Below are 21,930 nucleotides of genomic sequence, written 5' to 3' on the forward strand. Positions count from 1 at the left end.
CGCTGGCCCCGCGCGGCGGCACGGCGGCGGCACGGGATGGCCATCGCAACGGCACGGCCCCTGCCGCCCACTTGCCAGCCCCCCGGCCCGCGGCCCCGCCCGCCCCCAAGCCCGCCGCCGCACAGGCGGGCAGCGATGACGATTGGGAAAGCTTTTGAGCGGGAGCCTGCGAAAAATGCAAGCCAAATAGGCTGCTAGCGATTGATACCCGAGCGCTGGCAGCTATCAAAAACAAAGCACGCGGGAGGAGGAGTCCTCGGGCGTGCTTTTTTTCTTGCGCGGGCGGCTCAGCGTTCCGGGTCGGGGTAGATCAGCTGAAGCCCCGGCAGGCCCGGCCGCTCGAAGGGCTGCCACATGGCGTCCGGCCCGTGGGGCTGTGCCAGCCGGTCGGCCACGGCCCACCAGGCGCTGGGGTTCAGGCCGATGCCGAAGTGGCTGGCGACCACCTCGATGTTCTCGGTGTGGGGGTTGTGCGCGGCTGGCGACTGGATGCTGCCGCGCCAGGCCACCACGCCGTCGGTGCGCGAGTAGATGCTGGTGGTGGGCACGGGCGGGGCCTCGGGCAGGTTGTAGCTCTCGGTTTCGCGCTCGATGCTGCGGCCGCTGGCGAACTGGTAGATGCGCCACGCGTTCGTGGAGGTGTGCGGGCCGGCGAAAGGCGTGCCCAGCGTCACCACGCAGCGCACCAGGCCGGGCATTTCCTTGGCCAGCTCTCGCGCATAGATGCCGCCCAGGCTCCAGCCCACCAGGCTCACCTTGCCGCCGCTGGCCTCGCTGGCCTCCTGCAGCTGGCGCTTGGCGGTTTCCAGCACGCCGTCCCTGGGGCCCAGGTTCAACCCCTGGCCCCAGCCCTGGGTTTCGTAGTTGCGCGACTCCAGGTAGCGGCGCAGCGGAACCGTGGTGGCATCCCCCGCCGTGAGGCCGGGGAACACGATCACCGTGTGGCCATCGCCCAGCGGGGCACGCTGCAGCACGGGCCAGGCGGGCAGCACCGCGCCAAACTCCCAAGGGGCCCGCAGTTCCAGGGCCAGCAGCGGCAGGCCTGGCGGCGGGATGTCGGCGGGATCGGTTTCTTTCTTGCTGAAGAAGGGCATCGGTTCATCATTTCAAACAAAGCGGGGCGCCATGTCGTGTGGCTTGCGGGTGTGCCGTGCAGGGCCTTCCAGGAAAAGAAGGGAAGGGCCGCACGGCGCACCGTGGGCGACGGTAGCATTTTTTCGCGGGCGGGCAGGGCGCCCGAATGGAGCTAGCTCTCCAATTCCAGGCCGCGAGGCCTGCGCTGGCGCCCCGGGGACGGCGGGCCCCGCGCCGCGAGGCAGGTCCTGGCCATCGCCGGCTGCTATGCTGCTGTGCCCGCGCCCGCACGCATCCGCGCGGCCCGCCCCGCCTGCGGGAGACCGTCCAGACGTTCCTCGGCCCCTCCATCCCTTGCTTTCCGAAAGCCCGCGCCATGATCGCAGCCCCTGCCTCCTCGTCCCGTCCCGCCGCAGCGGCCACCGCCGCCGCGCCTGCGGGCGAGTACCTGACCTTCCGGCTGGGGGCGGAGGAGTACGGCATCGACATCCTGCGGGTGCAGGAAATCCGCTCCTACGAGCAGCCGACGCGCCTGGCGCATTCCCCGGTTTTCATCAAGGGAGTGATCGACCTGCGCGGGCGCATCGTCCCCATCCTGGACCTGCGCCTGAAGCTGCAGTGCCCCGAGGCAAGCTACACCGAGTTCACGGTGGTCATCATCCTGGACATCGGCACGGCCGTGGTGGGCGTGGTCGTGGACGCCGTGGCCGACGTGGCCTCGCTGACCGCCGACCTCATCAAGCCCGCCCCCCAGTTCGAGCGCCAGGGCCATGTGGACCCGGCCTTCATCACCGGGATTGCCAGCCTGGGCGAGCGCACGCTGATCGTGATGGACATCGAGGCGCTGCTCAGCAGCGAGGAGACCGGGCTGATCGCCCAGGTCGCCAGGTAGGCCCGCAAGGCCTCCCGGCGGGGGCCTGTGGTTTATCGCCCTCACGGCGTTCGCAAACGTAACAGAACGCGCTATGCTGGGTGCCAGGGGCCCCGGCCCGGACCGTGCGCGTGCACCGGTTCCAGGGCGGCGGGCCCGCCCTTGGGACGTGTTGGTCTTCCGCCGGGAGTTCTCTCATGGTTCGCGGCTCCGACTCTGCTGATTCCCGCACTGCCCGCCCGTGGCGCGGTGCCTGCCTGCACGGGCCCCGCATCGCCCGCAATCCCGCTCTCCTTCGCCCGCGCGCGCCATGGCGTCATCGCCTCGGCGGGCGCCCCGGGCTGCCGTCCAGTTCCCGGTCCCCTTTCTCTTTCCCCACTTCAGGAGCGCTGCCATGAGCCAGTTCAAGATATCCACGCGCCTCGCCGGCTTGCTGGCGGCGCTGTGCCTGCTCGTTTTGCTGGTGGGCGCGGCGGGCCTGTTCGGCATGGGGCAGTCCAACGCGGGGCTCAAGTCGGTGTATGACGACCGGGTGGTGCCTCTCAAGCAGATCAAGGTGGTCGCGGACATGTATGCGGTCAACGTGGTCGATACCGCGCACAAGGTGCGCGACGGGGCCATGACGCCTGCCCAGGGCCAGCAGTCGGTGGCCGATGCGCGCAAGGCGATCGACACCAACTGGAAGGCCTACCTGGCCACGCACCTCGTGCCCGAGGAAGCCCAGCTGGTCGAGCGCTTCAAGCCCCTGCAGGCCAAGGCCGACGCGGCCGCCGACACGCTGACCGGCCATTTCCGCTCGGGCGACACGGCGGCGCTGACGGCGTTCGCCGCCAAGGAGATGTACCCCGCCATCGACCCGCTGCAGGATGTGCTGGGCCTGCTCATGCAGGTGCAGCTGGACCGGGCCAAGGCCGAGTACGACCGGGCCGAATCGAGCTTTCAGGCGATTCGCGCCGTCGCGCTCACGGCCGTCGTGCTGGGCATCGTGCTGGCGGTGCTGATGGGCGGCGCCATGATCCGGCAGATATCGCGCGCCCTGGGCAATGCGGTGCAGATCACCGATTCGGTGGCGCGGGGCGACCTGACGGTGCCGATCGATGCGCGGGGCAGGGACGAGATCTCCCTGCTGCTGGGCGGCCTGACCACCATGCGCGACAACCTGGCCCATGTGGTATCGGGGGTACGCGGGAATGCTCAGGGTGTGGCGTCTGCCAGTGCCGAGATTGCGTCGGGCAACAACGACCTGTCCAGCCGCACCGAACAGCAGGCCAGCGCGCTGCAGGAGACGGCGGCGTCGATGGAGGAGCTCAGCTCCACCGTCAAGCAGAACGCGGACAACGCGCGCCAGGCCAACCAGCTGGCGATGAGCGCATCCACCGTGGCGGGGCAGGGCGGCGATGTGGTGTCGGAGGTGGTCGAGACCATGAAGGGCATCAACGACAGCAGCAAGAAGATCGCCGACATCATCAGCGTGATCGACGGCATTGCCTTCCAGACCAACATCCTGGCGCTCAACGCGGCGGTGGAGGCGGCGCGCGCGGGTGAGCAGGGGCGTGGCTTCGCCGTGGTGGCGGGCGAGGTGCGCAGCCTGGCCGGGCGCAGCGCCGAGGCTGCCAAGGAGATCAAGGCCCTGATCACCGCCAGCGTGGAGCGCGTGGAGCAGGGCTCGGTGCTCGTGGACAAGGCCGGCGTCACCATGACCGAGGTGGTGTCCTCCATCCGCCGCGTGACGGACATCATGGGCGAGATCAGCGCGGCCAGCAGCGAGCAGAGCCAGGGCGTGTCGCAGGTGGGCGAGGCGATCACGCAGATGGACCAGGTGACGCAGCAGAACGCGGCCCTGGTGGAGGAAATGGCCGCGGCCGCCAGCAGCCTGAGCCAGCAGGCCCAGGCGCTGGTGGGCGCGGTGGCGGTGTTCAAGCTCTCGTCCGACCAGTCCCGGCCCGTGGCCGCCGCTGCTGCCGCCGCCGTCGCGGCGCCGCCCCGGCCCGCCCTGCGGGCGGCGGGTGCCGCGATGCGCCCCGCCGGCGGCAAGGCGGCCCCCGCCGCGCGGCCACCTTCCATCGCGGCGGCCAGGCCGAAGTCCCCTGCACCGCAGCCCGTGGCGGCGGGCGCGGAGGATGACTGGGAGAGCTTCTGACAGGCGCCCGGGCTGGAAGGGGCCGGAAGGAGACGGGGCTGGGGCTGCGGCCTCTCCCTCAGCCCGTGCCGGCGCCGTGCGGAGCCAAGGCGGCCCTGGCCTCTGCCCCCGGCGGCGCCTGCCTGAACGGGCTGCGCTCCTGCAGTTCGTCCAGGTAGTGCTGGACGCCTTCGCTTTCGCGCGCCAGGAACCGCTCCACCGCTTCGGCGAAGGCCGGGTGCGCCAGCCAGTGGGCACTGGTGGCCTGCACCGGCAGCAGCGCGCGGGCCATCTTGTGTTCACCCTGGGCACCGCCTTCAAAGCGCCGCGCGCCGTGTTCGATGCACCACTGCAGGGGCTGGTAGTAGCAGGCCTCGAAATGCAGGCAGTCCACGCGCTCCAGCGCCCCCCAGTAGCGGCCATACGCCACGGGTTCATGGGCGTTTGGGCCGCTGGCGCTTGATGAATCCGCGCCGACAGCTATCAGACTGCTGGCAATGGGCCGCCCGTTGCGTTCGGCGATGAAAAGCAGCCAGGCGCCGGGCAGCTGCGCGGCCATGCGCGCGAAGAAGTCGCGCGTGAGGTAGGGCGGGTTGCCGTGCTCGAGGTAGGTGCGCTCGTAGCAGCGGTAGAAGAAATCCCAGTCCGCCTGCGGGATGTCCGTGCCGCGCGCCCACCGGAACGTAACGCCCGCATCGGCCACGCGGCGGCGTTCCTGGCGGATCTTCTTGCGTTTTTCCTGGGACAGGCTGGCGAGGAATTCGTCGAAGCTGCGGTAGCCGTCCCCGCCGCCGGGCGCGGGAGCCTGGTTCTTCCAGTGGAATTGCACGGTGTGCCGCAGCATCAGGTCGCGCCCCGCGCAGGTCCGCGCGTCGTCGTCGCTGGCAAACAGCACATGCACGGAAGAGACGTTTTCCTCCCCGCACCACTGGCACACGGCCTGCACCAGCAGCGCGCGCGTGGCCTCGTCGCGCGCCATCAGGCGCGTACCGGGCACGGGCGTGAAAGGCACGGCCACGACGGCCTTGGGGTAGTACGGCACGCCGTGCTGCTCATACGCGCTGGCCCACGCCCAGTCGAACACATACTCTCCGTACGAATGGCTCTTGAGGTACAGGGGGCAGGCCGCGATCAGCGTGCCGTCCTCCCACAGGGTCATGAACCGGGGGGCCCAGCCGGTGCGTGGCGTGGCGCTGCCGCTTTCGTGCAGGGCGGCCAGGTATTCGTGCCGCATGAAGGGCGTGGGGTGGCTCTGCCGGGCGAGCAGGGCGTTCCAGGCGTCGGCCCCGACGTCGAGCGGGGATGCGAGTACGCGGGCGATAATGGCGGCTTCAGCCATGCGATCCCCCGCTCCACCCCCGGTGCCGCGGGTCCGCAGTGGCGGTATTCAACCTGGCCGCAGGGGCCGATTCCAGTTCCATGACGCTCTCCATTTGCACTGCGCAGCTCAACTTTGTCGTGGGCGACATGCCCCAGAACGCGCAGAAGATCATTGCCGCGGCCCGCGAAGCCCATGCCCGGGGTGCCCGGCTGCTGCTCACGCCCGAACTCGCCATCTGTGGCTATGCCGCCGAAGACCTGTTCCTGCGCCCCGCCTTCATCGCGGCCTGCGATGATGCCGTGAAAACCGTGGCCCGCGAGACGGCAGGGTTGAAAGGCCTGGCCATCGTGCTGGGCCATCCGCAGGCGGTGTCGCCCGATGCGCCTGCGTTCAGCGCCTGCCTCAATGCCGCCAGCGTGCTGCGCGAGGGCCGCATCGAGCAGACCTACGCCAAGCGCGAGCTGCCCAACTACCAGGTGTTCGACGAGCGCCGCTACTTCGTGGCTGGCAGCGCGCCCTGCGTGTTCGAGGTGGAGGGCGTGCGGGTGGGCCTGCTGGTCTGCGAGGACGCCTGGTTCGCCGCGCCGGCGCACGATGCGGCGGCCGCGGGCGCGCAGCTGCTGGCGGTCATCAATGCATCGCCCTTCCACCTGGGAAAGAGCGCCGAACGCGAGCAGACCATGCGCGAACGCGTGGCCGAGACCGGCCTGCCGCTGGTGTACGCCCACCTGGTGGGCGGGCAGGACGAGGTGGTGTTCGAGGGCCGATCTTTCGCGCTCAACGCCGACGGCTCTGTGGCTGGGCGTGGTCCTGGGTTTGAAGAAAAACTGGTCTTTGCGCAAGTCCAGCAAGCGCAGGAAGCTATCAAATTTGAAGCAGACATCGCGCCGGAGAAAAGCCTGGAGGCGGACCTGTGGGACGCCCTGGTGCTGGGGGTGCGGGACTATGTGGGCAAGAACGGATTTCCGGGCGCGCTGCTGGGGCTCTCGGGCGGCATCGACTCGGCCCTGGTGCTGGCCATTGCCGTGGACGCGCTGGGCGCCGACAAGGTGCGCACGGTGATGATGCCGTCGCCCTACACGGCCGACATCAGCTGGATCGATGCGCGCGACATGGCTGCCCGCCTGGGCGTGCGCTACGACGAGATCTCCATCAAGCCGCAGTTCGAGGCCTTCAAGGCCGCGCTGGCGAGCGACTTCGCGGGTCTGGCCGAGGACACCACCGAGGAAAATCTGCAGGCGCGCATCCGGGGCACGCTGCTCATGGCGCTGTCCAACAAGTTCGGCGCCATCGTGCTCACCACGGGCAACAAGAGCGAGATGTCCACGGGCTACTGCACGCTGTATGGCGACATGGCGGGTGGCTTCGCGGTGATCAAGGACGTGGCCAAGACACGGGTGTTCGACCTGGCGCGCTGGCGCAACGCCAACGATCCGTACGGCACGGGCGCCAGTCCCATTCCCGAGCGCATCATCACCCGCCCGCCCAGCGCCGAGCTACGCCCCGACCAGAAAGACCAGGACAGCCTGCCGCCCTACGAAGTGCTGGACGCCATCGTGGCGCGCTACATGGAGAACGATGAGCCCATCGAGTCCATCATCGCCAGCGGTTTTGCGCGCGCCGATGTGGAGCGTGTGACGCGCCTCATCAAGCTCAACGAGTACAAGCGCCGCCAGGCTCCCGTAGGGATTCGCGTCACGCGCCGTAGCTTCGGCAAGGACTGGCGTTACCCTATCACTAGCAAATTCAGGGCGTGACGCTTCGGCGCTGCGCTTTCAGCCCCCATTTTTTACATCCTCCAGGAGACCCGCCATGAAAATGATCACCGCCGTCATCAAGCCCTTCAAGCTCGAAGAAGTCCGCGAAGCCCTGGCTGAATGTGGCGTGACCGGCCTCACCGTGACCGAGGTGAAGGGCTTTGGCCGCCAGAAGGGCCACACCGAGCTGTACCGGGGCGCTGAATACGTGGTGGACTTCCTGCCCAAGGTGAAGGTCGAGGTCGTCGTGAAGAGCGAAGACGTGGACCGCTGCGTGGATGCCATCGTGAGCGTCGCGCGCACGGGCAAGATCGGCGACGGCAAGATCTTCGTCACCTCGGTGGAGCGCGTGGTGCGCATCCGCACCGGCGACCTGGACGACGCCGCGGTCTGAGGGGTCGCGCCCGCCTGGCCGGGGCCGCACGGGCTCCCGCAAGGAAAAGGCACGCAAGACACACACAAGGACAAGGCACAAAGCGAAAGGGGCGGAAAACCGCCCCTTTCGCTTTTGTTTTGTTGTGTGGGTGCCGGCAGCGCGATGCGGGGGTGACCCCGTATCCGCGCGGCCCGGCCGTCAGATCACGGCACGCAGCGGCACCGGCGCCTGACCGGGGCCGGCGGACTGCACCAGCGTGCGCAGCAGCGCATCGGCGTCGGCGGACGCATGCAGCAGTCCCATCTGCCATTCGCCCATGAAGCCGCTGGCCACGCTGTGGTCCAGGAAGCTCATCAGCGCGTCGTAGTAGCCCGCGACATTGAGCAGGCCCAGCGGCTTGTCGTGGTAGCCCAGCTGGCGCCAGGTCCACACCTCGAACAGCTCTTCGAAGGTGCCGATGCCGCCGGGCAGGGCCAGGAAGGCGTCGCTGCGCTCGGCCATCATCGCCTTGCGCTCGTGCATGGTCTGCACGATGTGAAGCTCGTCGCACAGGCGGTTGGCCAGCTCCTTGTCCACCAGCGCCTGCGGAATCACGCCCACCACGCGCCCGCCCGCCACGCGGGTGGCCTCGGCCACCGTGCCCATCAGCCCGCTGCGCCCACCGCCATACACCAGCTGCCCGCCACGTTGGCCGATCCACTGGCCCACGGCCTTGGCGGCCTGGGCGAAGGCCGGGTTCTCGCCAGGGCGCGAGCCGCAGTACACACACACTGAAAATGCCGGTTCAACCATGGAAGATCCTCTGAAAAACAGCCGCGCCCCAGATGCCCATGCACAGCAGCAGCGCCAGCAGCACGGCGGCGCTGCCCATGTCCTTGGCGCGTTTTGAAAGGTCGTGCCATTCGGGGCCGATGCGGTCGATGGCGGTCTCGATGCCGGTGTTGAGCAGCTCCACGATCATCACGATCACCACGGAGCCTGCCAGCAGCGCCACCTCCACCCAGCTGCGCCCCAGCCACAGCGACAGGGGCAGCAGCACCATGGCGGCAATGGCCTCCTGGCGGAACGCCTTTTCGTTCCAGCCCGCGCGCAGGCCCTCCAGCGAATAGCCGGCGGCGTGCCAGATGCGGTTCAGGCCCGAGCGGGCTTTCTGGGGGTTGGCGGGCGCGACGGGCTGCGGCGGAGATAGGGACATGGTCCGGGCATTGTCTCGCACCCGCGTGACAGCTGGCACGGCGAAGGGGTGGCGGGGGGCTACTTTTTTGGCAGCTCGAAGTGCACCAGGCGGGTGCCGGCCAGCGCGTCATGCCAGAACTGCCGTTGGGGATGAAACCGGCTCAGGATGGCCCAGATGGCGACCCAGCCGAACAGCAGCACCAGCACCTCGAGGGCGGGCACGCCGAACAGGTAGGCGGCCAGCGGCGGCAGGAACCAGACCCAGCTGAGCAGGTAGCGCAGCAGGGCGCGCGCCTGGGTGATGGGGCGCCCTGCGGTGTCCACCACGCGGATGAGCCAGGTCTTCTGGGCCAGGGTCTGGCCCTTGGCCCAGAACCAGGTGAAATAGATGCCAAACACCACGAACAGGAAGGCCTGCAGGGCATGCCGGTTGTCCAGCGCGTGGCGGGTCTGGCTCAGGGTGCCGAACAGGTAGCCTGCGATGAAGACCACCCCGAACATCAGCATGCCCTCGTACAGCCAGCACGCCATGCGGCGCCACAGGTTGGGCGTCGTCGCGCCGATGCCGGCGGCTGAAGGCGCAGGGGAGGAGGGGGCGGCCGGCGGCGTGCGGGCGGGAGGGGAGGCGGTCATTCCAGGGGGCGAAAGCGAGGCAGGAGCAAGGCGGGAAAGGCCGGCCGGCGGTCTACTGAGGATACAGGCCTGAATTGTCGGGTGTGACGATGGGAGCCGGGGCGGCGGGCGCTTCCGCGGAGCCTGCGCCCAGCGGTGCCAGCGCCGCCGGAACCGCCACGGGCACCGAGATGGGCGCGGTCTCCACCACCGTGGAGGCCGGATTCTGCGTGGGCACGCCCGATGCGGGTGGCGCCGCGGGCGTCACCGGCGCTGCCACGCGCGGGAGGCTGTGGTCCAGCACGGGGGGAATCTTGGGCGCATTCGGACGGCTGGGGTTGGCCTGCGTGGCCGCTGGCACCTGGGCCAGTTTCTTGGGCGACACGGGCCGCAGCGCCGTGGCGGCGCCCTTGGGCTTGGGCGCCGCACGGGCCGCCAGGGCGCGTTTTTCTTCCTCGGACAGGGCCAGGTAGGCCTCCCACTGGGCGCGCTTGTCATCGGGGGCGAGGCGATTGGTGACCGCGTAGTTCAGCCGGGCCTGGTTGCGCTGCTGGGCACTCAGGCTGGCCCAGTCCGCCATGCGGTCGTGGAACTTGGCCTGTTCTTCCTCGGGGAGCGCGGAGAAATTGGCCGCCAGCGCGAGCCAGCGGCGTTTTTGCGCCTCGCTGATCAGCGCCCAACGCTCCGCGAGCGGGTACAGCGCCAGCTTCTGGGGCGTGGTCAAGGTCTCCCAGCCCGGACCGGTCTCGACCTGCGGCACCATCGAGGTGCCATGGCGCGTGGGCGAGCGCGCGTTGTTGGGGCTGGCCACGGCTGCTTCCGCGCCGGCGGGCAGCAGGGTGCCGGGTGCCATGCGCATCTGCACCAGCACCTGGCCACCCACCGCCGCGAGCACGCCCAAGAGCGCCAAAGCCAGCACGAAGGCTGGCAGGGCGGGGGAAGCGTCAGAAGGGCTTGGGTGCATGCAGTACGGTGTCGGGCAGCTCAGTTCGGCTGCGCGGAGGTCTTGAGAAATTGTACGAAGCCCGGGTCTGCGTAGGCTGCGGGTGGCAGATCATCGGTCAGCAGCGCGGCATCCACCTCGGCCACGTCATTGGCACTGCTTTCGTCCTGGGCAATGTTGATCACGACCAGGCCCACCACCAGGGCCATCAGGGGAACGGCGGAAACCAGCGCACTCCACCAGCCACCACCTTCACTGCCGCCGCGGCCCAGCGTGGCGCTGCCGCCCGCGCCGCGGATGACGGCCGCAGGGGCTGCCAGGCGCACCGGCACGATGTCTTTCTTGCGCTTGGCCAGCGCCTGCACGCGCGAGGCGCGCAGCCGCTCGGAAATGTCATAAGGCAATTCGGCGGTGCCGCTGGACAACCGCGACGCGACGCGCAGCGCAAAGCGCTCTGCCGCAGCTTCTGCCTGTGTCGATGGGGTCTGTACAGTGTTCATGGCTCGATTCCTTTGGCCTTCAGTGCCTTGCTGAGGGTTTGTATGGCACGAAAACAGTGCGTCTTGACACTGCCTTCGGAGCAGCCCATGGCGGCCGCCGTTTCTGCAACATCCATTTCTTCCCAGTAACGCATGAGGAACGCTTCCCGTTGACGTGGCGGAAGCTCGGCGATTTCAGCCTCGATACCGTGGAAGATCTGCGCCCGGCGGGTCAGATCCTCGGCGCTCTCCGCCCGTTCTCCACCATCCGGTCCTGAATACGCCTCCAGCAGATCAAAATCCATGCCATCTTCGCCGGGGCCCTCGAAGTCGCTCATGCTCGAAAACAGTGCATTGCGGGTCTTCTGGCGCCGGAACCAGTCCAGGGTGCAGTTGGACAGGATCCGCTGGTACAGCATGGGCAGCTCCGCCGCCGGCTTGTCGCCGTAGTGCTCCGCCAGCTTGAGCATGCTGTCCTGCACGATGTCGAGCGCCGCTTCCTCATTGCGAACGTGGTAGACCGAACGCTTGAAAGCGCGCTTTTCTACACTTTTGAGGAAGTCGGAGAGTTCTTGTTCGGTTGCCAAGACGGGTCAGCCCGGGAGGGGATCGGTGCCGGTGAGAGCGCAAAAATGTGGCTATCCGGCACGTGGAGCCTTTGATTATCGCATCCGCCGGGGTTTTTTTAGGCTGCCTGCGGTTTTACATGTGTTGCAGTGCGATAATCGCTGCTGCAATTCAAAAGGCAAACGGGTCACGGTCCGGCGCGGCAATCATCCCGCCCATGTCCTTGGCCTCAAGTTCCAAGCTGGCTTCACAAGAGCGCGTGCGAGGGGCACCCAAGGTTTTTCGTCAGAGAAATTCACAAAGGTTGATCGATCATGGAAATCTCCAAGGCTGAACTCACTTCAGCTGCCGCTGCCACGCAGGGCAATGCTTCTCCCGCTTCCGGCTCGCAGGACCTCATGGGTTCCGAGATCCTCATCAAGTCGCTCCAGGCCGAGAACGTCCAGTACATCTGGGGCTATCCCGGCGGCGCCGTCCTCTACATCTACGACGCGCTCTACAAGCAAGACACCATCCAGCACGTGCTGGTGCGCCACGAACAGGCCGCCGTGCACGCCGCCGACGGCTATGCGCGCGCCACCGGCGAAGTCGGCGTGGCCCTGGTCACTTCGGGCCCCGGCCTGACCAATGCGGTCACCGGCATCGCCACCGCGTACATGGATTCGATCCCCATGGTGATCATCTCTGGCCAGGTGCCCACGCCCGCCATCGGGCTGGACGCCTTCCAGGAGTGCGACACGGTCGGTATCACCCGCCCCATCGTCAAGCACAACTTCCTCGTCAAGGACCCGCGCGATCTGGCCATGACGATGAAGAAGGCCTTCCACATCGCCCGCACCGGCCGCCCCGGCCCCGTGGTGGTGGACGTGCCCAAGGACGTTTCGTTCAAGAAGGTGCCCTACAGCGGCTACCCGCAGTCGGTGGAAATGCGCTCGTACAACCCCGTGCGCAAGGGCCACGGCGGCCAGATCCGCAAGGCGCTGCAGTTGCTGCTGGCTGCCAAGCGCCCCTACATCTACACCGGCGGCGGCGTGCTGCTGGGCAATGCCACCAATGAGCTGCGCACGCTGGTGGACATGCTGGGCTATCCGGTCACCAACACGCTGATGGGCCTGGGCGCCTATCCCGCGTCGGACCGCAAGTTCCTGGGCATGCTGGGCATGCACGGCACCATCGAGGCCAACAACGCGATGCAGAACTGCGACGTGCTGCTGGCCGTGGGCGCGCGCTTCGACGACCGCGTGATCGGCAACCCCAAGCATTTCGCGCAGAACGACCGCAAGATCATCCATGTGGACATCGACCCGTCGAGCATCTCCAAGCGCGTGAAGGTGGACATCCCGATCGTCGGCGACGTGAAGGACGTGCTCACCGAGCTGATCTCCATGATCCGCGAGAGCAGCACGCGCCCTGACGCAGGTGCTCTGGCCGCCTGGTGGGACACCATCGAAGGCTGGCGCAAGCGCGATTGCCTCAAGTACAGCATGGGCAGCAGCGACGTCATCAAGCCACAGTATGTGGTCGAGACGCTGTGGAACATGACCAAGGATGCGGACACCTACATCACGTCCGACGTGGGCCAGCACCAGATGTGGGCCGCGCAGTACTACCGTTTCGACGAGCCGCGCCGCTGGATCAATTCGGGCGGCCTGGGCACCATGGGCGTGGGCATTCCCTACGCCATGGGCATCAAGCTGGCCAAGCCGGACTCCGAGGTCTTCTGCATCACGGGCGAAGGCTCGGTGCAGATGAACATCCAGGAGCTGTCCACCTGCCTGCAGTACAACACGCCGATCAAGATCTGCTCGCTGAACAACCGCTACCTGGGCATGGTGCGCCAGTGGCAGGAGATCGAATATTCCGGCCGCTACAGCCACAGCTACATGGACGCGCTGCCCAACTTCGTGAAGCTGGCCGAGGCCTACGGCCATGTGGGCATGCTCATCGAGCATCCCAAGGACGTGGAGCCCGCGCTGCGCGAAGCCCGCAAGCTCAAGGACCGCACGGTGTTCATGGACTTCCGCACCGACCCCACCGAGAACGTGTTCCCGATGGTGCAGGCCGGCAAGGGCATCACCGAAATGCTGCTGGGGTCGGAAGACCTTTAAGCAAAATCGGGCTCCAGCGCTTGATTGGCAAGCGCAAGCAGCTATCAATTTGATAGCTATCACTTTTTGACGAATCTATTGCCTGCCAAGCCCGTGCATTACCGTGCACGGGGGAGGGCAGCGAAAAGAGGAATCTCTTCATCATGAAACACATCATTGCCGTTCTGCTGGAAAACGAACCCGGCGCGCTCTCGCGCGTGGTGGGCCTGTTCTCCGCCCGTGGCTACAACATCGAATCGCTCACCGTGGCGCCCACCGAGGATCCATCGCTCTCGCGCATGACGATCCAGACCACGGGCTCCGACGACGTGATCGAGCAGATCACCAAGCACCTGAACCGCCTCATCGAGGTGGTCAAGGTGGTCGACCTCACCGAAGGCGCCTACACCGAGCGCGAGCTCATGATGGTGAAGGTGCGCGCCGTGGGCAAGGAGCGCGAGGAGATGAAGCGCATGGCCGACATCTTCCGTGGCCGCATCATCGACGTGACCGAGAAGAGCTACACCATCGAGCTCACCGGCGACCAGGGAAAGAACGATGCCTTCCTGCAGGCCATCGACCGCACGGCCATCCTGGAAACCGTGCGCACCGGTGCCAGCGGCATCGGCCGAGGCGAACGCATCCTGCGTGTCTGAAAAGGCGCCTGAGCGCTTTCCAGGACAATACCCCGTTTTATTTTTCAACCCGAACAACGCATTTCAACCGGAGCAACCCATGAAAGTTTTCTACGACAAAGACTGTGACCTGAGCCTGATCAAGGGCAAGACCGTTGCCATCATCGGCTACGGCTCGCAGGGCCACGCCCATGCACAGAACCTGAACGACAGCGGCGTGAAGGTCGTGGTCGGCCTGCGCAAGGGCGGTGCCTCGTGGGACAAGGTTGGCAAGGCCGGCCTGAACGTGATGGAAGTGAACGACGCCGTCAAGGCCGCCGACGTGGTCATGATCCTGCTGCCCGACGAGCAGATCGCCGAGGTCTACACCAACAACGTGGCCCCGAACATCAAGCAGGGCGCCTCGCTGGCCTTTGCCCACGGCTTCAACGTGCACTACAACCAGGTCGTGCCCCGTGCCGACCTGGACGTGTGGATGGTCGCTCCCAAGGCCCCTGGCCACACCGTGCGCAACACCTACACCCAGGGCGGCGGCGTGCCCCACCTGGTGGCCGTGCACCAGGACAAGTCCGGCAAGGCCCGCGACCTGGCCCTGTCGTACGCCATGGCCAATGGTGGCGGCAAGGCCGGCATCATCGAGACCAACTTCAAGGAAGAAACCGAGACCGACCTGTTCGGCGAGCAGGCCGTGCTGTGCGGCGGCGCCGTCGAGCTGATCAAGATGGGCTATGAAACCCTGGTCGAAGCCGGCTATGCCCCCGAGATGGCCTACTTCGAATGCCTGCACGAGCTCAAGCTCATCGTGGACCTGATCTACGAAGGCGGGATCGCCAACATGAACTACTCGATCTCGAACAACGCCGAGTACGGCGAGTACGTGACCGGCCCCGAAGTGATCAACGAGCAGTCGCGCGCCGCCATGCGCAATGCCTTGAAGCGCATCCAGAACGGCGACTACGCCAAGATGTTCATCCAGGAAGGCCGCCTGAACTACCCGAGCATGACGGCCCGCCGCCGCAACACCGCCGACCACAGCATCGAAGTGGTGGGCGGCAAGCTGCGCGCCATGATGCCCTGGATCGCCAAGAACAAGCTGGTCGACCAGACCCGCAACTGATCTCCTGTGCGAAGCACGAAAAGGCCACTTCACAGTGGCCTTTTTTGTTGCCGGGCCAACCCCTGGCGCAAAGCCCGCCCGCTACGTGGGCGCGCGCTCACCTGTGCCGGGGGCTGGGGCGCTTCCTTTGGCGGGACGCCTGTTGGCAGGCGCTACACTGCGGCCTTCGCCTTTTGCGCGTGCGGCGCGCCGCCTGTTCCGTGGGTCAGGGTTGAAAACTATAAATTTAATAGCAGCTTGCGCAATATAGGCAAGCGCTGGAGGTCTATTTGATGCATGACGGCAATGAATCCACCGACAACCCCGGTGTGATGGTGCGCAAGCGGCGCAAAGGCATCTACATCCTGCCCAACCTGTTCACGCTGGCGGCCCTGTTCGGTGGTTTCTATTCGATCGTGATGGCCATGAACGGCCGGTTCGACATGGCGGCGGTGGGCGTCTTCTGCGCCATGGTGCTGGACAGCCTGGACGGGCGCGTGGCGCGCATGACCAATACGCAGAGCGCGTTTGGCGAGCAGATGGATTCGCTGTCCGACATGGTCTCGTTTGGAGCGGCGCCCGCGCTGATCGCCTATGAGTGGTCGCTCCAGGGCCTGGGCCGCTGGGGCTGGATCGCCGCGTTCGTGTACTGCGCCTGCGCGGCCTTGCGCCTTGCGCGCTTCAATGTGAATACCAGCGTGGTGGACAAGCGCTACTTCCAGGGACTGCCTTCGCCAGCCGCCGCCGCCCTGGTGGCCGGCTTCATCTGGCTCATGACGGAGCTGGGGGTGCATCCGGGAGAAGACCTGTGGCTGACCTGGACGCAGACCACCTGGGTCATGTTCGCCTTCACGCTGTATGCGGGACTCACCATGGTGACCAACGTGCCGTTCTACAGCTTCAAGGACGTGCAGATGAAGAAGAGCGTGCCCTTTGCCGCCATCGTGCTGATAGCGCTGGGCATCGCGGTCATCAACATCCATCCCCCCATCGTGCTTTTCGGCGTGTTCGTCTGCTATGGGCTGAGCGGCTACGGCGTCTATGCCTGGCGCAAGGCCAAGGGCCAGCACAGCAGCGTGATCAGCACGTCGACCGATGAACCCGATGAGCGCGGACTCCACAAGTGACCACGGCGGCGGGTCGTGACTTGTGCTACATTGCATCGCATGAACACGTTTGCACTGGCCCTACTGCTACCTCCCCACGGGCGGAGACAGTAAGCGCACGCGCACACTTTTTCCACACAGGCCCGTATGCACCCGCAGCGGGCCTTTTGTTTTGGGCGCCAGATTTTTGACGTTGCGGGAACCCCACCCACCGATACCAGGAGAACAACATGGCTGACAAACTGATCATTTTCGACACCACCTTGCGCGATGGCGAGCAATCCCCCGGCGCCTCGATGACCAAGGACGAGAAGCTGCGCATCGCGCGCCAGCTCGAGCGCCTGAAGGTGGACGTGATCGAAGCCGGTTTCGCGGCCAGCTCCAACGGCGACTTCGAAGCCGTGCAGGCCATCGCCAATGCGATCAGGGAATCGACCATCTGCTCGCTGTCGCGCGCCAACGACCGCGACATCGCGCGCGCGGCGGAGGCCCTGGCGGGCGCCAACAGCGCGCGCATCCATACCTTCATCGCCACGAGCCCGCTGCACATGGAGAAGAAGCTGCGCATGACGCCCGAGCAGGTGCTGGAGCAGGCCAAGCAGTCGGTGCGTTTCGCCCGCAACCTGGTGGCCGACATCGAGTTCAGCCCCGAGGATGGCTACCGCAGCGATCCCGATTTCCTGTGCCGCGTGCTGGAGGCCGTGATCGCGGAGGGCGCCACCACCATCAACGTGCCCGACACCGTGGGCTACGCCATCCCCGAGCTCTATGGCAACTTCATCAAGACGCTGCGCGAGCGCATCCCCAACAGCGACAAGGCCGTCTGGTCCGTGCACTGCCACAACGACCTGGGCATGGCGGTGGCCAACTCGCTCGCTGGCGTGAAGATCGGCGGTGCGCGCCAGGTGGAGTGCACGATCAACGGCCTGGGCGAGCGCGCGGGCAACTGCTCGCTCGAAGAGGTGGTGATGGCGGTCAAGACCCGCCGGGACTATTTCAACCTCGACCTCAACATCGACACGCAGCACATCGTGGCCGCCAGCCGCATGGTCAGCCAGACCACCGGTTTCGTGGTGCAGCCCAACAAGGCCGTGGTGGGCGCCAACGCGTTCGCACATGCCTCGGGCATCCACCAGGATGGCGTGCTCAAGGCGCGCGACACCTACGAGATCATGCGCGCCGAGGACGTGGGCTGGAGCGCCAACAAGATCGTGCTGGGCAAGCTGAGCGGCCGCAATGCCTTCAAGCAGCGCCTGCAGGAACTGGGCGTGAGCCTGGAGAGCGAAACCGAGGTCAATACGGCGTTCACCCGCTTCAAGGAGTTGGCGGACCGCAAGAGCGAAATCTTCGATGAGGACATCCTGGCGCTGGTCAGCGACGAGAGCGTGACCAGCGAGAAGGAGCAGTACGGCTTTGTCTCCCTTTTTCAGCAGAGCGAAACGGGTGAGCACCCCCGCGCGCGCATCGTCTTCACGGTCGACGGCCATGAGGTGCGCGGCGAATCCGAAGGCAACGGCCCCGTGGACGCCTCGCTCAAGGCCATTGAATCGCACGTCAAGAGCGGGGCGGAGATGGTGCTGTACTCGGTCAATGCCATCAGCGGCTCGACCGAGAGCCAGGGCGAGGTCACGGTGCGCCTGCAAAACAGCGGCCGCGTGGTCAATGGCGTGGGCGCGGATCCGGACATCGTGGTGGCTTCGGCCAAGGCATACCTCAGCGCGCTGAACAAGTTACAAAGTAAAGCTGACCGGGTGGCTGCACAAGGTTGAATGAACAATTTATAATTTCATTCACTTTCTCGGAAAGTCGCGCAAGGCATTGATCTTGCGCGACTTTTTTTGATTCTGTACACTGCTCAACACCTATTACCGTTTGGAGCACTTTGATGCACCATCGCCACCGCGCCGCAGTGAGCCGTTTCTTTCAAATTTTGAGCGTTGTCGCCGTGAGCGCCGTCCTGGCTGCCCCGGCCGCGCACGCAGGCGAGCGCAAGAAAGCCTCGGACAAAAAACAGCAGATCAGCACGGCCACTGCCAAACGGGGCGTTGCGCCCCGCAAGGTGGCTGCTGCCTCCACCAGGGCCGTGCGCGTGACGGCCAAGACCTCCAAGGCCGCCACCCGCGTGGCGTTCGTGCCGGCCAAGCAGTCCTTCGGGCAGATGGCGGGCCTGCACGAGGTCAACGATCCATTGGATCTGAAGTCGAGTGTGGCCCTGGTCATCGACCAGGACACGCATGAGGTCCTGCTGAGCAAGAATGACCATGCGGTGCTGCCCATCGCGTCCCTGACCAAGCTCATGACCGGGATGCTCATTTCCCAGGCCAAGCTGCCGATGGATGAACCGATCACCATCACGCAGGACGACGTCGATACGGAAAAGGGCAGCCGCTCGCGCCTGACGGTGGGTTCCACGCTGACCCGGGGCGAGATGCTGCATCTGGCCCTCATGTCCAGCGAGAACCGGGCTGCGCATGCGCTGGGCCGTACCTACCCTGGTGGCCTGGAGGCTTTCGTGGCGCAGATGAACGCCAAGGCCCGTTTGCTGGGCATGACCGACACCCGCTATGTGGAGCCCACGGGGCTGTCCAGCCGCAACCAATCCAGCGCCCGGGACCTGGCCACCTTGGTGAATGTGGCGCACAGCGATCCCTTGCTGCGCGAGCTGTCCACGTCTCCGGGCTATGAGGTGGCCGTGGGCCCGAGAACGCTGCAGTACAACAATACCAACGGGCTGGTAAAGAACCCCACCTGGGATATCGGACTGCAAAAGACGGGCTATATCTCCGAGGCGGGCCGCTGCCTTGTGATGCAGACGCAGATCGCCGGGCGCAAGCTCATCATGGTGTTTCTGGATTCCGCGGGCAAGTTCAGCCGGCTGGGGGATGCGGAGCGCGTGCGCCACTGGGTGGAGTCGATGCCATCCCTGGCGACCCCGTTGCAGGCCCGGGCCGGAAGCAATGGCTAGCCGATAGCGGCAGCTAGCTTCCCGCGCCAGCGGCCCCGCCGGGGCCGTGGTGCCATCGAAGCGCATTGATCATCCATGGGCCGACCAGGCATTGCCCGCCTGTGTCGGCTTTTTCATTTCATGCGTGGTGGCTTCTGGGGTCGTGGTGCGCCGCTCAGCGAAGGCCTGCACGCAAGCCGGCTTCGCTGGATGCCGATGCCTCGGTGCTGGTGGGTACGTGGCCCAGCGCGAGCGAGATCTCGTTGGCCGTGGCTTGCAATTTGGGCAGCCACCCTTCGTCCAGCCGGTCCGCCGGGGCCGATATCGACAGACCCGCCACCAGCTTGCCCTGGTCGTCATAGACGCCGGCGGCCATGCAGCGCACGCCCAGCTCCAGTTCCTCGTTGTCGCGGGCAATCCCGTACTGCCGTGCCTTGGCGAGTTCGCGCTCAAGGTTGGGCAGCTGGGTGATGCTGTTGCGCGTGTGTCCCGCCAGCCCGGTGCGCGTGGCGTAGGCCCGCACGCGCTGGGGATCGTCCAGGGCCAGGAAGAGCTTGCCCGTCGATGTCAGGTGCAGGGGGGCGCGCCCGCCGATGGCGCGTACCACCTGCATGCCCGAGCGCTCGCTGTAGGCGCGCTCCACGTAGACAATCTCATCCCCCTGCCGCATGCTCAGATTGACCGGTTGCTGGATCAGCTTGTGCAGGTTGCGCATGGGGGTCAGGGCGGCATCGCGCACGCTCAGGCGCGCCTTGACGAGGTTGCCCAGTTCCAGCAGGCGCATGCCCAGCCGGTAGCTGCCGGATTCCGGCCGGTCCACGAAGCGGCCGATCGTGAGGTCGTTCAGGATGCGGTGCGTGGTGGAGGGGTGCAGCCCCGTCTTCTCGCTGATTTCCTTGAGGGAGATCGCCTCCTCGCGCGACGCCAGCACATCGATCAGCGTAAACATGCGTTCAAGCACCTGAACGCTGGGTTTGGCAGGAATGCTGGGATCGATTTTTTTCATGGGCGGCGATGCAATGAGGGCCGCAGCATTTTATCTTGTGAAATTCAATCCTGCATTCAGGCGCCTTGTTCGGCGCGGTGCCACGCGCCATCGGTGCGGACTTCGTGGGGGTGAAAGCGGGCCTTGTAGTTCATCTTGGGGCTGGCTTCGATCCAGTAGCCCAGATAGACATGGGGGAGCCCCAGGGAGCGCGCCTGCGCGATCTGCCACATCACGTTGTAGGTGCCGTAGCTGCAGTGGGGCTCGGGCTCGTAGAAGGTGTAGACCGCGGAAAGCCCGTCGTCGAGCACATCCAGGATGGATACCATCTTGAGCGCGCCGGGCTCGCCGCTGGCATCCGTTTCGCGGAACTCCACGAGGCGCGAATTCACCCGGCTTTGCAGCAGGAACTGGGTGTACTGGTCGATGCTGTCATGGTCCATGCCGCCGCCCGCATGGCGGCCATTCTGGTAGCGCAGGTAGAGCTGGTAGTGCTCGGGCACGAAACACAGGCGCAGCACGCGCGCCTGCAGGCCGCCATGTCGAACGGTCGCTCGCCGCTGGCTTCGATCGGGTTGGAACTCATTCACGAGCACGCGCAGCGGAGTGCAGGCCTGGCAGCCATCGCAGTAGGGACGGTAGGTGAACATGCCGCTGCGCCGGAACCCCTTGGCGACGAGGTCGGAATACACGTCGCTCTGAATCAGGTGGCTGGGCGTGGCCACCTGCGACCGAGCCTGTCTGTCCGGCAGGTAGCTGCAGGGGTAGGGGGCTGTCGCATAGAACTGCAGGGTTTGCAGTGGAAGGTCGTTGAGTTGCGTCATGCCGTGGACACGGTGGAGGGCAGCAGCCCGTTCCAGTATACGGGGTCGAAGACCCAGGGCGGTGGCGGAAGGTGCTGGGTCTTCTGGATCTCGGCCAGGAACTGCGCGCGGGGAATCTCCCGGGCTCCCAGGGAGGCGAGGTGGCGCGTGTTCTGCTGGCAGTCGATCATCGCAACGCCGTGGTGGCGGCACAGGCCCACCAGGGCCGCGAGCGCGATCTTCGATGCGTCCGTGGCGTGGGCGAACATCGATTCGCCGAACACTGCCTGGCCGAGGGCCACGCAGTACAGGCCGCCCACCAGCCGTCCTTCAACCCAGGTCTCGACGCTGTGGGCATACCCTGCCGCATGGAGGCGGATGTAGGCTTCGATCATCTCGGGCACGATCCAGGTGCCCACTTGGCCATCGCGTTCCTTGGTGGCGCAGGCCGTGATGACTTCCCGGAAAGCATGGTCCACGCGGATCTGGCAGGCTGCATCGGTGCGGAATGCCTGCAGCGTCCTGCGCAGGGAGCGGTGCAGCCTGAACTCCGCGGTGGGCAGCACCATGCGGGGATCGGGGGCCCACCACAGGATGGGCTGCCCCGGGCCGTACCAGGGAAAGGTGCCCTGGGCGTATGCCGCCCGCAACTGCGCCACCGCCAGCGCGCCACCTGCCGCCAGGAGCCCGGGTGCGGGGTCCTGCGGTCCCCATGCGGTCGCGGGATGCGGCAGACGGTCTTCGGGTTCCAGCCAGGGCAATTGCGGGGGCATGGGATGGTGCGCGGGTAAACAACAACGACAAGGAGACTGGCTTATTGTCCGGCAACCCGGGCGTGCGCGGCGCGGATGAAGCCGGCGACAAAAAAGCCCACCATGCGTGGGCATGGTGGGCTTTCTGAGTGGCTCCTCGACCTGGGCTCGAACCAGGGACCTACGGATTAACAGTCCGGCGCTCTACCGACTGAGCTATCGAGGAA

21 protein-coding genes and 1 tRNA gene are annotated in these 21,930 nt (G+C 66.3%); 10 read left to right on the top strand and 12 right to left on the bottom strand.

Going from position 1 to position 21,930, the window contains the following annotated elements; all coding sequences use genetic code 11:
• Positions 1-287: 287 nt before the first annotated feature.
• Complete coding sequence (locus AC07PV_RS00005; protein WP_218298110.1) at positions 288-1,094, bottom strand: alpha/beta fold hydrolase; 807 nt, start codon at positions 1,092-1,094, stop codon at positions 288-290.
• Between the two features lie 356 nt (positions 1,095-1,450).
• Between AC07PV_RS00005 and AC07PV_RS00010 the strand changes: the two genes are divergently transcribed.
• The gene (locus AC07PV_RS00010; RefSeq protein ID WP_369642754.1) at positions 1,451-1,966 is read left to right on the top strand and encodes a chemotaxis protein CheW; all 516 of its coding nucleotides are present in this window, start codon (positions 1,451-1,453) and stop codon (positions 1,964-1,966) included.
• Between the two features lie 373 nt (positions 1,967-2,339).
• Positions 2,340-4,085: a methyl-accepting chemotaxis protein gene (locus tag AC07PV_RS00015; RefSeq protein WP_492245480.1), complete on the top strand. Its 1,746-nt coding sequence runs from the start codon at positions 2,340-2,342 to the stop codon at positions 4,083-4,085.
• A 58-nt stretch (positions 4,086-4,143) separates the two neighbouring features.
• Here the strand turns inward: AC07PV_RS00015 and AC07PV_RS00020 are convergent, their stop codons facing one another.
• The gene (locus AC07PV_RS00020; RefSeq protein ID WP_218294488.1) at positions 4,144-5,403 is read right to left on the bottom strand and encodes a GNAT family N-acetyltransferase; all 1,260 of its coding nucleotides are present in this window, start codon (positions 5,401-5,403) and stop codon (positions 4,144-4,146) included.
• An 80-nt stretch (positions 5,404-5,483) separates the two neighbouring features.
• Here AC07PV_RS00020 and AC07PV_RS00025 point away from each other — a divergent pair, with 80 nt between their 5' ends.
• Together AC07PV_RS00025 and AC07PV_RS00030 are read left to right on the top strand one after the other, a co-directional pair.
• Entirely contained in the window at positions 5,484-7,142 is a 1,659-nt protein-coding gene (locus AC07PV_RS00025) for an NAD+ synthase (protein WP_218340962.1), read from the top strand.
• Positions 7,143-7,197: 55 nt separating this feature from the next.
• Positions 7,198-7,536: a P-II family nitrogen regulator gene (locus tag AC07PV_RS00030; protein WP_218294490.1), complete on the top strand. Its 339-nt coding sequence runs from the start codon at positions 7,198-7,200 to the stop codon at positions 7,534-7,536.
• Positions 7,537-7,716: 180 nt separating this feature from the next.
• Here the strand turns inward: AC07PV_RS00030 and AC07PV_RS00035 are convergent, their stop codons facing one another.
• From AC07PV_RS00035 to AC07PV_RS00060, 6 genes are read right to left on the bottom strand one after another with little or no spacing between them, the layout of a single operon-like run.
• Positions 7,717-8,310: an LOG family protein gene (locus tag AC07PV_RS00035; protein WP_494629011.1), complete on the bottom strand. Its 594-nt coding sequence runs from the start codon at positions 8,308-8,310 to the stop codon at positions 7,717-7,719.
• Positions 8,303-8,713, bottom strand: coding sequence for a diacylglycerol kinase (locus AC07PV_RS00040; protein ID WP_218294492.1), 411 nt, complete (start codon positions 8,711-8,713; stop codon positions 8,303-8,305). The genes AC07PV_RS00035 and AC07PV_RS00040 overlap by 8 nt, the downstream gene beginning before the upstream one ends.
• 59 nt (positions 8,714-8,772) lie before the next feature.
• Positions 8,773-9,327, bottom strand: a complete 555-nt coding sequence (locus tag AC07PV_RS00045) for an RDD family protein (RefSeq protein ID WP_218294493.1) — start codon at positions 9,325-9,327, stop codon at positions 8,773-8,775.
• Positions 9,328-9,379: 52 nt separating this feature from the next.
• Positions 9,380-10,270 carry a DUF3106 domain-containing protein gene (locus AC07PV_RS00050; RefSeq protein WP_218340963.1) on the bottom strand — a complete coding sequence of 297 codons (891 nt, stop codon included), beginning with the start codon at positions 10,268-10,270 and terminating at the stop codon, positions 9,380-9,382.
• A gap of 20 nt (positions 10,271-10,290) precedes the next feature.
• The gene (locus AC07PV_RS00055) at positions 10,291-10,749 is read right to left on the bottom strand and encodes a DUF3619 family protein (protein WP_494629012.1); all 459 of its coding nucleotides are present in this window, start codon (positions 10,747-10,749) and stop codon (positions 10,291-10,293) included.
• A complete protein-coding gene (locus tag AC07PV_RS00060) occupies positions 10,746-11,315 on the bottom strand; it encodes an RNA polymerase sigma factor (protein ID WP_218294496.1) in 570 nt (189 codons plus the stop codon). Before AC07PV_RS00060 ends, AC07PV_RS00055 begins: the two co-directional genes overlap by 4 nt.
• 294 nt (positions 11,316-11,609) lie before the next feature.
• Between AC07PV_RS00060 and AC07PV_RS00065 the strand changes: the two genes are divergently transcribed.
• The 6 genes from AC07PV_RS00065 (at position 11,610) to pbpG (ending at position 19,184) form a co-directional block, all read left to right on the top strand.
• Positions 11,610-13,403: an acetolactate synthase 3 catalytic subunit gene (locus AC07PV_RS00065; protein WP_369642750.1), complete on the top strand. Its 1,794-nt coding sequence runs from the start codon at positions 11,610-11,612 to the stop codon at positions 13,401-13,403.
• 143 nt (positions 13,404-13,546) lie between these two features.
• The gene (gene ilvN, locus AC07PV_RS00070) at positions 13,547-14,038 is read left to right on the top strand and encodes an acetolactate synthase small subunit (protein WP_218294498.1); all 492 of its coding nucleotides are present in this window, start codon (positions 13,547-13,549) and stop codon (positions 14,036-14,038) included.
• 79 nt (positions 14,039-14,117) lie between these two features.
• On the top strand, positions 14,118-15,134 hold the full coding sequence (ilvC, locus tag AC07PV_RS00075) for a ketol-acid reductoisomerase (protein ID WP_218294499.1): 1,017 nt from the start codon (positions 14,118-14,120) through the stop codon (positions 15,132-15,134).
• 272 nt (positions 15,135-15,406) lie between these two features.
• Entirely contained in the window at positions 15,407-16,240 is an 834-nt protein-coding gene (gene pssA, locus AC07PV_RS00080; protein WP_218294500.1) for a CDP-diacylglycerol--serine O-phosphatidyltransferase, read from the top strand.
• A 209-nt stretch (positions 16,241-16,449) separates the two neighbouring features.
• Positions 16,450-17,988 (top strand): 2-isopropylmalate synthase, encoded by a 1,539-nt coding sequence (locus AC07PV_RS00085; RefSeq protein WP_218340965.1) that lies wholly within the window; start codon positions 16,450-16,452, stop codon positions 17,986-17,988.
• Positions 17,989-18,104: 116 nt separating this feature from the next.
• The gene (gene pbpG / locus AC07PV_RS00090) at positions 18,105-19,184 is read left to right on the top strand and encodes a D-alanyl-D-alanine endopeptidase (RefSeq protein ID WP_218294502.1); all 1,080 of its coding nucleotides are present in this window, start codon (positions 18,105-18,107) and stop codon (positions 19,182-19,184) included.
• Positions 19,185-19,338: 154 nt separating this feature from the next.
• Here pbpG and AC07PV_RS00095 read toward each other — a convergent pair whose 3' ends face one another.
• The 4 genes from AC07PV_RS00095 to AC07PV_RS00110 form a co-directional block, all read right to left on the bottom strand.
• Positions 19,339-20,169, bottom strand: coding sequence for an IclR family transcriptional regulator (locus AC07PV_RS00095; RefSeq protein WP_218294503.1), 831 nt, complete (start codon positions 20,167-20,169; stop codon positions 19,339-19,341).
• A gap of 56 nt (positions 20,170-20,225) precedes the next feature.
• Positions 20,226-20,972 (bottom strand): arginyltransferase, encoded by a 747-nt coding sequence (locus tag AC07PV_RS00100; protein WP_369642749.1) that lies wholly within the window; start codon positions 20,970-20,972, stop codon positions 20,226-20,228.
• Positions 20,969-21,724: a leucyl/phenylalanyl-tRNA--protein transferase gene (gene aat, locus AC07PV_RS00105; protein ID WP_494598508.1), complete on the bottom strand. Its 756-nt coding sequence runs from the start codon at positions 21,722-21,724 to the stop codon at positions 20,969-20,971. The genes AC07PV_RS00100 and aat overlap by 4 nt, the downstream gene beginning before the upstream one ends.
• A gap of 129 nt (positions 21,725-21,853) precedes the next feature.
• A tRNA-Asn gene (locus AC07PV_RS00110) sits at positions 21,854-21,929 on the bottom strand.
• Position 21,930: the final 1 nt, after the last annotated feature.

It is taken from the genome of Acidovorax sp. GW821-FHT09A11, assembly GCF_059418365.1.